The organism is Desemzia sp. FAM 23989, from assembly GCF_045528345.1.
Lineage (GTDB): Bacteria > Bacillota > Bacilli > Lactobacillales > Carnobacteriaceae > Desemzia.
The window spans coordinates 32,264-44,652 of record NZ_JBGQQT010000001.1 but is presented as its reverse complement, the minus strand read 5'-3'; the positions used below and the strand labels follow the sequence as shown (position 1 = coordinate 44,652).

Sequence of the window (12,389 nt, the reverse complement as noted above, 5' to 3'; positions counted from 1 at the left end):
CTCTTTCTATAATATTGTCTTCTTCATTATACACAAAAAACCGCACATATGTTCTTTTTTAAGCGCAAAAAAATATTTAACCTATCATAAACTAGCTGCAGGTTTTACATGAATATAAAAAAAGGATAACTACATGGTCTTAAACAGTTAAAAAAGAAAGCATTTTATTAAAAAAAAGACCTATCAATGTTAAAGTCATTATAAAGTGTTCTATTTTTTCTAATCCCGGTAAAAAGGAGAGAGGATTCATGTTAAACTACCTAGCCGTTAGCGGAATTGCTTTTAGCATTCTGTTTGTCTTATCCGAAATAGGTATCACTGTTTTTGGGCATTTGATACAGATGAAGAGAGAAACTGGAGTTCCTATAAAAATTCAATTCATACATGCCCTAAACAGAAATGAAGACAAAAGTTTATAACAAAAAACTCATTCTCAAATTTGACGACACTTTTCATCAAATTTGGAGAATGAGTTTTTTATTTTTATCCTTAATTTATGACAATATGGTAAGACAAAAGACGGATTTCACCTTTTGTCCCAACCCTTTTCAATGGAAACAATTCTGAAGTTTGTTTTTCCACAAACTTAGGTACTATTCTCCTTGAGCTTGATACAAATCTTGAATAGGTTGCATGATGATGCGGTTTAAATCATCGATCATTGAGCTGATTTGTTGTTCAGCTTCCATCAAATTTTGAACTTTTTCGTTTGCGCCAGCTTTTTCAGAGATTACTTGAGCTTCTTGAATGTGCTCTTCAGTAATTTCTTGTCCGCTTTGTTGCATTTGTTGTAATTTCATTTGGATCCCTTGAACTTCTTGGAATACCGCACTTGCGTCTGCATCAGATTTGATTTCTCCTAAAGCAGCTTGTAATTTTACATAAGCTTCTGATTCTCTTAATTCTCTTTCTAATTGGTTAGCTGTATCATAAACGTTTGTACTCATATAGTCACTCTCCTAGAAAATTATTGTAACCTGTTGCATCTCAATAACTATAACACTACAAGGATTATTTCACTATCCATACAGGTTAATTCACATAAAACGTTAATGTTTCACTGAAAACTCAATTGCCCAGCAAACCATCCAGCCAGTTAGCTGTCTTGTCTTTAAGTTCAGAAACTCCATCATTGACTTTTTCTTTCCAATAATCAACCGAATCTTGCAGGTTATCGGTCCAATTCTCTTGAGGTTCTTTTTCAGCCAGAATGGCTTCTGCACTTTTTGTTTCAAAAGCCGTCAATGGCGTTTCTGGTAAAATTTCTTCCATTTGTGCTTTAAACAATGGTCCAACACCTGTTGCACTGCTGGTTGTCATATAATGGTCTTCGTCCGTACTATCGAATCCCATCCATGTAGTCAACACAATATCAGGAGTATACCCGACTGTCCATTGATCTTTCGTACCATCTGTATTGTCACCAAATGTTAGCTGAGTACTACCTGTTTTTCCTGCAATCGTATAGCCTGCTGGTTTATTGCTTTTTCCAGTACCGCTGGTAAATACACCCATCAACAGACTGGTCATTTCTTCAGCTATTTCTGGGGAAGTAGCTTTATTCTGTTCAGGTGTCGTATTGTCTACAACCACAGCTCCTGTAGAATCGACTATTTTTGTAATGAAGTACCCTTCACTTCGAATCCCACCATTTGCTAAAGCGGTGTATGCACTCGCAATGTCTATTGGAGAAACGCCAGTGGACATACCTCCTAGTGCTACGGAAGATAAATTTTTGTCCTTTTTCCCTACTTCGATACCAAATTTAGATAAACTTTTTATCCCTGTATTTAATCCAATATCATTCAACAACCAAACTGCCGGCACATTTAAACTATCCGCCAATGCTTCGTACAATGGAACTTCTCCAAGGTATTGATGGTTCCAGTTTGAAACAGAGTAATTGTCTTCTCCAAAAGTCAGCCCTTCTTCATCTGGAAGCATAGAATCTATTTCATAATTTCTTTCCAAAGCTGGAGTATAAATGGATAAGGGTTTCAACACCGATCCTGGTTGCAGTGCAGCTTGTATTGCACGGTTGTAACCTCTGAAGATATGCTCTCCACGTCCGCCTACAACGGCTAGCACACCGCCCGTTTTTGAATCCAACATGATAGAAGCACTTTGCAGCAAAGTACCATCATCTGCGTCATCAAAGAAAGAATCATTTTGATACACTTGATCCATTTCCTGCTGATAGGATTGATCTAAAGAAGTATAGATTTTGTATCCGCCGCTTAGGATTTCTTCTTCTGAAAACCCGTAAGTCAACTCTGCTTCACGAATGATCGCATCAAAGTAATACGGATATCTATAACCATTTGACTCTTGGTAATTGTCTACTAAAGCCAAACTTTCTTGCTGAACTGCACTTGCCGTTTCTTGCGAAATAGCCTCGTTGTTCACCATCAAGCTCAACACAATATCACGACGGCCAACAGCATTTTCCATGCTGTCGATTGGATTATACGAAGACGGGCTTTTCAGCATCCCTACTAAAGTAGCCGATTCTGAAAGATCGAGTTCAGAAGCTGATTTCCCAAAATATTTTTGCGAAGCATCTTCTACGCCCCAAACGCCGTTCCCGAAATAAGACTTATTAAAATACATCTCTAAAATTTCATCTTTGCTGTATTCTTTTTCAACTTCAATAGATAAAAATAATTCTTTTAATTTTCTAGTCAAGGTCTGATCCAACGTTAAAAAGCTGTTTTTAGCCAACTGTTGGGTGATGGTGCTCCCTCCCCCGCTGATTTGACCACCGTTGATCACGTACTGGACAGCCGCACGAGCAATTCCGATGACATCGAATCCTTTATGCTTATAGAACCGATTGTCTTCAGTAGCGATAACTGCATCGATCAATTCAGGTGCCATATTATCCAGTGAGACGAATGTCCCCCGTTGAGAATACAACGTTCCGGCCTCTTCGCTTTCAATATCGTATACTTTAGTGACTTCTTCAATACCAGCTTTCAGGTCCTCAACATCTTCTGCTTTAGCATAAATATACAAAGAGATTGTTGCAAATAGAGCCGCAATTAATCCTGCTAAAACAAGAATTTTTCCCACGTGGAATCTTCTCCAAAATCGTACTACATGATTTTTAACTATTAACAGATATGGCAACAGCCATTTCCAAAATTGATGTAAATAAATTTTTTGTTTTTCTTTCATCTCATTCATTCCTTAATTTTTATATCCGTCATTTAGGAGCTTATTTTCTAAAAGTCTATGATAGTTTACCAAACATCCCTCAAAAAAACATCCTACTCAAGTAGGATGTCTGCCTAAAAACATGGTGACATCTCTTCTCCTGCAGTCTGGTGGTTACAATTGCTCTCTCAGCTCTTGCTTTAGCAGCACCTATACCATGGCTGTATGACTTATTTCTATTGTACCCTATTAAATTGACTAAATTATGGCAAAAATATAAAGAAATGAACAATTTATTGTGAGCAACAAAAAAGACCGGAATAAATTCCGATCTTTTTAGCTAGCTTTATTTGGGCCAATCGTTGGCTAAGCTTTCGAAGGCCGTTATAATTTCATTGATTTCTTCCAGATCTTTGGCATTAGCGCCACTGGCTAATGGATGTCCGCCGCCATGATGTTGCTTGGCGACTTCATTGATAATTGGCCCTTTTGATCGCAAACGGCATCTGAAATAGCCTTCTGGCTGTTCTACAAATATTCCCCATACCAACACATCATCAATCGTTCCTGGCAACGAAACAATTTTAGCAGTTTCCGTATCTGTCACACCAAATTGATTCATCAATTCAGACGTTAACACTACTTTTCCTACTCCAGAAGGACTGATTTCTAAATTTTGCAATACATATCCAGATAAATGAGCGACTTTTCTAGACATCGTATTCAAGTGATTGCTGATCTCATTTGGGATAAAATCGTATTCCATCAGTTCAGCCGCAATACGCATCGTTTGTGAGGTCGTTGCTGGGTAAAGAAAACGTCCAGTATCTCCAATGATACCGGCATAAAGCAATCTAGCTGCTTCATCAGACAGCTTCAGCCGATCTTTTTGCTGCACATAGAAATCAGCAATAATCTCACTGCAGCTGCTGGCATCAATATTGACTAAAACAATATCGCCATAAGGTTCATCATTGGGATGATGATCTATTTTGATCAATTTGTCCCCCAAATTATACCTTTTATCACTGATGCGAGGTGTGTTTGCTGTATCTGTTACAATCACCAAAGCTCCTTTATAGTCTGCATCCGTTACTTCATCCATTTCAGCTAAAAAGTTTAAATCGCCAACAGACTCTCCTGCTTTCAGAATTCTTTTTTCAGGAAAAGAGGCTTTCAGCATCTCTGCCAAACCCGCTTGAGATCCGATCGCATCTGGATCTGGCCTCATGTGACGGTGAATAATAATAGTGTGGTACTCTTCTATCGTATCTAAAATTTGTGTGTAATGCGATTCAATCATCCTAACTCTCCTTTGTCTATTTAAGTTAATAGACTTGCTTTCTTATTAAGCACGTTGCATCATTTGACAGACAGCTACAGCTTTAGCTACCAGAATATTTTCGTGATAGACTTCAATATCTAGTTTAGAAGAACGTCTTCCTACTTCAAATATTTTTGGCTTAATAATCAGTTCACTGCCCATTTGAATCATTTTTATCGAAAATAGATTGAATTGTTCAATTACGGCATTTCTTTTCTTAATATTTTCTAGACTCATTGTAGCTACATAAGTGATTGTCTCGCTTAATACCCCGATAGATAAATTTCCAACTGGATCCGTCATTTGTGGAGTCACTGTAAAGGAATATTTCGGCAATTCCTCTACCAATGCAGGTGGGGTATTTTCCGAATCTGCTATTTTTTCTACTTGTTCTACAATTTGATCCGAAATCGTCACACCCATTTGAGGTTGCCGTTGTGTGGTCTGCATTGCTTTCATGACATCTTGTCTGGAAATGATACCGATCAAGGTCAAATCATCCTTTACTACCGGCATGACTTCCAATTCATCCCAAATCATCAAATGTGCCACACTGGCTACACTCATATGAGTTTTCACGGAAGCTGGGTTTCTCGTCATTACCCGTTCGACTTTGACAGAATCAGCTTTTCCGATCACATCTTTAGCTGTCACAATTCCAACTACCCGCATATTTTTATTTACCACTGGAAAACGTGAATGCTGACTTTGCTCATTTAAATTTCGGTATTCTTTGATCGTATCATCAATTGATAAATAAATCGTTTCTGGTAAAGAAATGTAAATATCTTCAATCAACATGACTTCTTTTTTGATCAGTTGATCTGCCATTGCTCGATTGATCATAGTCGCTACGGTAAAAGAATCGTAACTCGTTCCGATAATCGGCAGATTAGTCTTATTAGCCAGCATGATAACTTCTGGAGAAGCCTTGAATCCCCCAGTGATCAATACTGCGGCGCCATTTTCTAACGCAAGTCGTTGCGCATTTTCCCGGTTTCCAACAATCATTAATGACCCTGGTGTAATATACCGGATCATAGCCTCTTCTTCCATGGCCCCAATGATAAATTTCCGCAAAGGATTATCCAACCCTTCTTCTCCACCTAAAACAGAGCCTTCAATAATATTCACGGTCTCTCCGAAAGTCAATATTTCAATGCTGTCAGCTGTTTTTCTTTCAATCCGAATGGTACCTACTCGCTGGATCGTCGAAACCATCCCTGAAATTTCTGCATCCTTAATTGCTCTGTAAGCAGTTCCTTCACTAACGCTTAAGTTTTTAGCGATAGAGCGGACAGAAATTTTTGCTCCTACAGGTAGATTTTCAATATGATTTAAAATTTGATCGTGTTTCGTTGCCATTCCATACCCCTACTCATCTAAGTTAACTTATATTAATTCAACTATTTCTCCGATTTCCAAATGCATTCCCTGATCGCCTGGCAAGCTCTCACAAAAAGCTTTGCCATCTTGTTCAATCAGTGGAAAAGTATTGTAATGAATTGGAACGACTTTATCTGCATTCACAAAATTTGCTGCTACTTTAGCGTCTTCCGGTCCCATAGTGTAATTATCCCCAATTGGCAGTAAAGCAATATCAATGGATTTATACGCGCCAATTAATTTCATATCACTGAACAGTGCTGTATCTCCTGCATGATAAATCGTATGATCATCAGCCGTAAATAAAATCCCAGCAGCTAAACCTAATGTGAAGGGCATCCCATCTATTTCATATGAAGAACCATGAATAGCAGGCGTCATCTTGATTTCCCCAAATTCAAATACATGTTTGCCACCCATTTGCATACCGTGCGTATCGAATCCTTTAGCAGCAAAATAAGCAGCAATTTCAACGTTTGCGATGATTAAAGCTCCTGTCCTTTTGGCAATGGGTTCAGTGTCTCCTATATGGTCATCATGTGCATGAGTCAGAATAATCACGTCAGCCTCAACAGTATCTGCATTTAAGTCGCTTTTGTCATTCCCAGTTATAAATGGATCAATAAGAATATGGTGCTCTGAATCAGTCACAATTTTTATACAAGATTGTCCATGCCATGATAATTTCATTGCTTACCTCTCCTTTATTAGTACACATTCTTTAACTGTATCATTCTTTTTTATTATACCACCCAAGAACCGTAAAAACTAGGAATGCAAGGTGAAGATCGCGTCATGCGCATGAAAAGTACTTTCTCTCAAAAATTAAGGTCTTCTTTTTAAAACGCTCTCTTAATAAGTAGGGGCGGCTCTATGGGATGAAATTTCCTCCGGAATGGACGGGTTTGCTTGTGGAAAGCCATGGGACCGTCTGGAGCCTGTAGTCTCCAGACTTTCAAGCTTCAAACGGAATCGTAAGCGCTGAAGTGCCAACGCTCCGTAATTCACATTTCATTTTTTACATGGCTACAAGCAACCCCTATTCCTCCAGAAATATCACGGGTCTCAAACGAGTCACAGCCTAAAAAAGCGTGTCGTCTAAGTATTTCGGGAAGTTCAAAGAAAGCGGGTCTTTTTCATAATGAAGACCGAAGTCTTCCACTTCACTCAGCAGATGGAAAATCTCGTTCATGTCGCCCGCCTCTGCATTTTTCTTTTAGCATACCAGAGCCGATAGGATTCAGAATCTTATTTTTTATTTAAATTTTTCATGCGTATGACATGGGTCAAGATTCTCTTGTATAAAAAGGGAATACTTAGGAAGCTGCTCAACAAAAAAAGACCCGCTTCAAAAAAGCAGTTCTTTTTTCTAACCTATTTAAACAAGTGAGTCAATCTGGCTCAATCATTTTGTTCCCATAATGGGAGGATGATATTTTCAAAAGAGATCGGATCCAGATTTGTAACAGTAACCCCTAATAAACGAACTTCTTTCTCGATCTGACCAATTTCATACCACATATTTTGGGCGTAAAAGAAAATATCGCTTTCGTTGGTTAAATAATCTGGTAATGTCATTCTTTTTGTAATGGTCTCAAAATCCGCATATCGAATTTTAAGTACAACTGTCTTGCCATGCCTTTGATGTTTAACAAGGGTCTGATAGACTCTATTAGACAAATGCCTCAGCTCGGCTATGACTTCGTTATCTGTCTGCAGCACTTGATTATAGGTGTTTTCTTTGCCGATTGATTTACGCTCACGACTCACTCGTACTGGACCATCATCAATTCCGCGTACTTTTCGATAGAGCGAAAATCCCATTCTGCCAAAATGATGGATCAAAGTCATTTGATCCATTTGATAGAGATCTTCACCTGTGTAAACCTCTAATTCATGCATTCGTTCCACTGTTTTTTTGCCGACTCCATAAAATTTTTCAATCGGTAAGTCACGCAGAAATACTAAAGCATCATCAGGAGGAATAACGGTTATTCCAGAAGGCTTTTGGTAATCTGAAGCGAGTTTTGCAATAAATTTATTGTACGAAACTCCAGCGGAGCAAGTTAATTGAACTTCATCCCATACTTCACGCTGTATTCGTTTGGCAATAATCGTAGCACTTTTCATATCTATTTTATTTTTAGTCACGTCTAAGTAGGCCTCATCTAATGAAAGAGGTTCGATCAGGTCTGTGTAACGCTTAAAAATCTCTCGTACTTGTGCAGATACTTCCCGGTACAACTCAAAATTACCCGGAATAAAAACCCCTTCTGGACAAAGCTCATAAGCTTTTTGTGAACTCATCGCAGAATGAACCCCATACTTACGAGCTTCATAATTAGCCGTTGCGACAACGCCTTTTCCTCCTGTTTCTTTCGGATGCCGAGCTATAATAACGGGCTTGTCTTTTAGACTTGGATTTTCACGCATCTCTACCGAAGCATAGAAGGCGTCCATGTCCACATGAATGATTTTTCTAGAAGTATCTCTTTTTGGTTCGTCAAAATGCAGAATACCTATGTCCAACCTTCTCAACTCCTCCTCTTTTTAGTATACCGGATTCTTCACAAGACTGGCAAAAAACACTCTTTCTCAAAGAAAAGAGTGTGTGGATCCAATCTTAAATTTCTTCAATATAAATATTCGAAGCTGCTTTGTAACTGATTTGTTTTTCCTCATTGTTGTATCCTAGAATAATAGGTCCTTCATAAATACCGTATTCTTTTACAGTATAGATTTGTCCTACTTTAATATCTAAAGAAGAAAGGTAATCCAATAATTCTTTGTCATCCAACACTCGCTTGATCCGAATATCTGTTAATTTTCCAAAATGAACCAAACTCAAATTATTTTTTTCAGAGAATTGTCCACTATTTGATGGGATTACTCCACCATGAGGACACGTTTTAGGATAGTCTAGAAATTTTTCTAATTTATCGGCCAATTCTCTAGAGGTTACATGTTCCAACACTTCTGCTTCTTCATGCACTTCATTCCAAGGAAATGCTAACTTTTCCACTAAAAAGACTTCCCATAAGCGATGTTTACGTACCAAAACACTGGCTTTTCGCTCGCCTTTTTCGGTTAATTGCACCCCTTTATAAGGAATATGAACAATGTAGTCTTCTTTTAATAGTTTTGTCATCATTTCACTCACACTGGGTGCGGAAACTTGAAGACTGTTCATAATTTGTTTGTTTGTTACTTTATGTTCGGTCCCGCCTAGTTCGAAAATAATTTTCAAATAGTCTTCTTTATTGGGAGTCATCATTTATCACCTTTAACCTTATAAAGTCTGCTGTTGCTTCTTTGTTTGATAAAGATCCGTTGCGAACCTAAAGAGATTTTATTTTCGAGTACGATAAAAGGTCCGATCCTGAGTGATCCGACCTTTATCATTACGTATGACTTGCCTACAGCAACTCACACTCTTCTTAAACAACCCATAAAAATCCAGGATGTCTTATCCATTTTCTAAGCGCTTTTGATCTAGAAAAATGCATTTAAATCCATTTCATCCAAAGAAGAAACTTTTACTTGTGCTTCCAGAGATGCAAAATCTAAGTAATGATTGGGCTCAATGGACATTATTTGTTTCACACGTGCATAGTAATGTACGGGTTGCTTTCTTTTCCAGCAAAATTTCACCAAATAATTCCAGATATCCTCTGCATTGATTTCTGAATAACCTAAACGATTGAACTCTTTTGCTTTTAGGTTGATCCACGGCTCATATTGAGAAAAACTTAATTCGAGAGCGACCATTAGAATTCTACACCTCTTTTCTAAGCACGATTCGGTTCTTATCTCTATACTTACCTTTATTTTACTTTTTTTTGGTTTAAAATCAATCTATAATAGCAAACAAAATAGAGTTAGTAAGACAAGAAAAGGAAAGGCACTATACCTTTCCCCAACAATACTGTTTCAGCTGTTTCTCTGAAACTATTTTCTTACATGTCGTTTGAATCTGTATTTGTAGGAGTGTTATCTCCCAACATATCAACTGCATCAGCAGGTGCAGATGTGACTACGCGTGCGATAGCACGTCTTTCAAAAGTTAAGAAAATACCTTCACAATCGATAACGACTGTCTTATCCGCTTCTCTAACTTCATCGATCATTCCATGCAAACCGCCGATAGTGACAACTGTGTCTCCTTTTTTCAAAGAATCCAACATACTTTTTGTCTGTTGTTGTGCTTTTTTTTGTGGGCGAATCATCATAAAATACATCAATACCATGATTAACGCAAAAGGAAGCAAACTAAAAATAAATTCCATTTGTTTCACTCCTAAAAATTGATAAAATAGATTTTAATTTATTTCTCACTCATAACTGTACCAAAAATAAGAGTTCAATACTACACATTTTTAAAAGTTTTTTGCATTGGGTTTGTTGTATCCATACTCTTCCATAAACGCTTCGCGATATTCTAAAAGGTTGTCATCAAGAATAGCTTGGCGAATATTTCGCATCACTTCTAATAAGAAATATAAGTTATGGTAGCTTGTCAGACGCAAACCAAATGTTTCGTCAGATTTAAATAAATGACGAATATAAGCTCGTGAATAATTGCGGCAAGTATAGCAATTGCATTGATCATCCAAAGGCCCAAAATCTCGTTCATACTTCGCATTTTTTATCACTACACGGCCTTTGTGGGTCATACACGTTCCGTTACGAGCAATTCGAGTCGGCAATACACAATCAAACATGTCTACTCCACGAATAACGCCATCGAAGAAAGAGTCAGGAGTACCCACTCCCATTAAATAGCGTGGTTTATTTTCTGGAATCAATGGTGTCGTAAACTCTAACACACGATTCATTTCTGATTTAGGTTCTCCAACAGACAATCCTCCAATTGAGTATCCTGGAAAGTCCATTGAAACTAAATCGCGCGCACTTTGTTCTCTCAATTCTTTGAAACCGGCTCCTTGGATAATTCCGAACAAACCCTGTCTATCCGGATTAGCATGAGCCTTTAAGCCTCGTTCTGCCCATCTCGATGTACGTTCTACAGACTTCTTAACGTAATCGTAGCTTTCATCAAATGGTGGACATTCATCAAAACTCATCATAATATCTGGTCCGAGTTTATTTTGGATATTGATGGCTTTTTCGGGAGACAAGAACATTTTTGAACCATTTAAATGATTTCTAAAATGAACACCTTCTTCTTCAATTCTCCGCATGTCCGCTAAAGAAAAGACTTGGAAGCCGCCAGAATCCGTTAGAATTCCTTTGTCCCAATTCATAAACTTGTGTAGGCCGCCCGCTTCTTCGACAATGTCTTCTCCCGGACGCAGCCATAAATGATACGTATTGCTAAGTATAATGGATGCACCCATCTCATCCAGTTCTTCTGGAGCTATACTTTTTACCGTGGCTAATGTCCCCACAGGCATAAACATGGGTGTTGGAAACGTTCCATGAGGAGTAATGATTTCTCCCAAACGTGCTCCAGTACGTTTATCTGTTTTGATTAAACGGTATTTAATTGCTGGTTCTGACATTTTACAGTTCCTACTTTCTCATTATATCCTGTCGACTATTTAAGCATTTTTACCATCATTTCGATAATATCTTCCAAGTCAACTCTACTCTCTTCTGTGTCTTCCATGTATTCTCTACGTACATTATCAATCAGCCAGCTCAAAATAGCTCCACTGAAAATGTACACAATCGTTTCATATTCTTGTTCGCTGATTCTATGTTCCATTGAAAAAGATTTTAATTTTTCACACAAAGAATTGTTGACGTAATCTTCCTTATAATTTGAAATAGACTTCATATTTTCATTGCCTACTTCTTTAACCGTTCCAATAACAATTGTACGGTGACGATGGTACATTTCAGCAATAAAGCGACCAGCTTTTCGCATTAAGTCTTCCGTATTCTCAAATTGATGACTAAAAAACTCATCTACTTCATCTGTAATTTGAGTAGTGTGTTGTTTATATGCAGTATCAATCAATATTTGCTTTGTCTTGAAATTTTTAAAAATCGTTGTTTCATTAACTCCAGCTTGATCTGCGATTTTTTTTGTTGTGGTACTTTTATAACCGATATGTGATATCAAATCTAACGCAGCGTCAACAATTTTTTGTTGAGTTTTTGTTAATTGCTTGATATCCAAGGGATGTAAGTCTTTCAATTAATGAGCCTCCAAATCTAATCAGCTTTATCATCACTAAATTGCTGACCCAATGGTATATACTATCATACTTTGTTTTTTAACTAAAGCACATTTCTGTTTTTCATTTCTTATTCACTTTAATTTTTGTCAAAAAAAGTTAATAAATACGAGCATTAAATTAGTAACCGCTTCCTAATTGTGCTATTCTATAAGTGGGAAGAGGAATGCAACATGGAAGATAGGTTTCTATGTTTAAATTAACAGCTTTTGGAACATTCTTTTTGAACAATGCTTTAAGATTTACCGTACTACAGATCGATCTTTCAAGCTTAGTTAAGAAATACAGAATCACGAAACGTATGCAACAACTTAACAACG

The 12,389-nt window shown here is 37.5% G+C and carries 12 protein-coding genes; 1 reads left to right on the top strand and 11 read right to left on the bottom strand.

Translation table 11 applies throughout. The features are described from left to right. Window positions 1-248: 248 nt before the first annotated feature. Window positions 249-419 carry a hypothetical protein gene (locus ACEN36_RS00190; RefSeq protein WP_407095716.1) on the top strand — a complete coding sequence of 57 codons (171 nt, stop codon included), beginning with the start codon at window positions 249-251 and terminating at the stop codon, window positions 417-419. A 174-nt stretch (window positions 420-593) separates the two neighbouring features. Here ACEN36_RS00190 and ACEN36_RS00185 read toward each other — a convergent pair whose 3' ends face one another. From ACEN36_RS00185 to ACEN36_RS00135, 11 genes are all read right to left on the bottom strand, one after another. Further along, complete coding sequence (locus ACEN36_RS00185; protein ID WP_407095715.1) at window positions 594-947, bottom strand: YlbF family regulator; 354 nt, start codon at window positions 945-947, stop codon at window positions 594-596. Between the two features lie 121 nt (window positions 948-1,068). Continuing rightward, window positions 1,069-3,186 carry a PBP1A family penicillin-binding protein gene (locus ACEN36_RS00180; protein ID WP_407125736.1) on the bottom strand — a complete coding sequence of 706 codons (2,118 nt, stop codon included), beginning with the start codon at window positions 3,184-3,186 and terminating at the stop codon, window positions 1,069-1,071. A gap of 316 nt (window positions 3,187-3,502) precedes the next feature. Beyond that, window positions 3,503-4,459, bottom strand: a complete 957-nt coding sequence (locus ACEN36_RS00175) for a DHH family phosphoesterase (RefSeq protein WP_407095713.1) — start codon at window positions 4,457-4,459, stop codon at window positions 3,503-3,505. Window positions 4,460-4,504: 45 nt separating this feature from the next. Beyond that, on the bottom strand, window positions 4,505-5,845 hold the full coding sequence (locus ACEN36_RS00170) for a DRTGG domain-containing protein (protein ID WP_407095712.1): 1,341 nt from the start codon (window positions 5,843-5,845) through the stop codon (window positions 4,505-4,507). Between the two features lie 27 nt (window positions 5,846-5,872). Next, on the bottom strand, window positions 5,873-6,556 hold the full coding sequence (locus tag ACEN36_RS00165; protein ID WP_407095711.1) for a metal-dependent hydrolase: 684 nt from the start codon (window positions 6,554-6,556) through the stop codon (window positions 5,873-5,875). Between the two features lie 711 nt (window positions 6,557-7,267). After that, window positions 7,268-8,395: a DNA polymerase IV gene (dinB, locus tag ACEN36_RS00160; RefSeq protein ID WP_407102230.1), complete on the bottom strand. Its 1,128-nt coding sequence runs from the start codon at window positions 8,393-8,395 to the stop codon at window positions 7,268-7,270. A gap of 94 nt (window positions 8,396-8,489) precedes the next feature. Continuing rightward, on the bottom strand, window positions 8,490-9,137 hold the full coding sequence (locus ACEN36_RS00155) for a metal-dependent transcriptional regulator (RefSeq protein ID WP_407095709.1): 648 nt from the start codon (window positions 9,135-9,137) through the stop codon (window positions 8,490-8,492). Between the two features lie 221 nt (window positions 9,138-9,358). Beyond that, window positions 9,359-9,634, bottom strand: coding sequence for a post-transcriptional regulator (locus ACEN36_RS00150; protein WP_407095708.1), 276 nt, complete (start codon window positions 9,632-9,634; stop codon window positions 9,359-9,361). A gap of 188 nt (window positions 9,635-9,822) precedes the next feature. Next, window positions 9,823-10,152 (bottom strand): preprotein translocase subunit YajC, encoded by a 330-nt coding sequence (yajC, locus tag ACEN36_RS00145; protein WP_407095707.1) that lies wholly within the window; start codon window positions 10,150-10,152, stop codon window positions 9,823-9,825. Between the two features lie 90 nt (window positions 10,153-10,242). Next, window positions 10,243-11,388 carry a tRNA guanosine(34) transglycosylase Tgt gene (gene tgt, locus ACEN36_RS00140; protein WP_407095706.1) on the bottom strand — a complete coding sequence of 382 codons (1,146 nt, stop codon included), beginning with the start codon at window positions 11,386-11,388 and terminating at the stop codon, window positions 10,243-10,245. Between the two features lie 35 nt (window positions 11,389-11,423). Next, window positions 11,424-12,029: a TetR/AcrR family transcriptional regulator gene (locus tag ACEN36_RS00135; RefSeq protein WP_407095705.1), complete on the bottom strand. Its 606-nt coding sequence runs from the start codon at window positions 12,027-12,029 to the stop codon at window positions 11,424-11,426. Window positions 12,030-12,389: the final 360 nt, after the last annotated feature.

Coding starts and splice junctions, on each gene's coding strand:
- ACEN36_RS00190 (WP_407095716.1), top strand. CDS start 249: ATGTTAAACTACCTAGCCGTTAGCGGAATTGCTTTTAGCATTCTGTTT.
- ACEN36_RS00185 (WP_407095715.1), bottom strand. CDS start 947: ATGAGTACAAACGTTTATGATACAGCTAACCAATTAGAAAGAGAATTA.
- ACEN36_RS00180 (WP_407125736.1), bottom strand. CDS start 3,186: ATGAATGAGATGAAAGAAAAACAAAAAATTTATTTACATCAATTTTGG.
- ACEN36_RS00175 (WP_407095713.1), bottom strand. CDS start 4,459: ATGATTGAATCGCATTACACACAAATTTTAGATACGATAGAAGAGTAC.
- ACEN36_RS00170 (WP_407095712.1), bottom strand. CDS start 5,845: ATGGCAACGAAACACGATCAAATTTTAAATCATATTGAAAATCTACCT.
- ACEN36_RS00165 (WP_407095711.1), bottom strand. CDS start 6,556: ATGAAATTATCATGGCATGGACAATCTTGTATAAAAATTGTGACTGAT.
- ACEN36_RS00155 (WP_407095709.1), bottom strand. CDS start 9,137: ATGACTCCCAATAAAGAAGACTATTTGAAAATTATTTTCGAACTAGGC.
- ACEN36_RS00150 (WP_407095708.1), bottom strand. CDS start 9,634: ATGGTCGCTCTCGAATTAAGTTTTTCTCAATATGAGCCGTGGATCAAC.
- yajC (WP_407095707.1), bottom strand. CDS start 10,152: ATGGAATTTATTTTTAGTTTGCTTCCTTTTGCGTTAATCATGGTATTG.
- tgt (WP_407095706.1), bottom strand. CDS start 11,388: ATGTCAGAACCAGCAATTAAATACCGTTTAATCAAAACAGATAAACGT.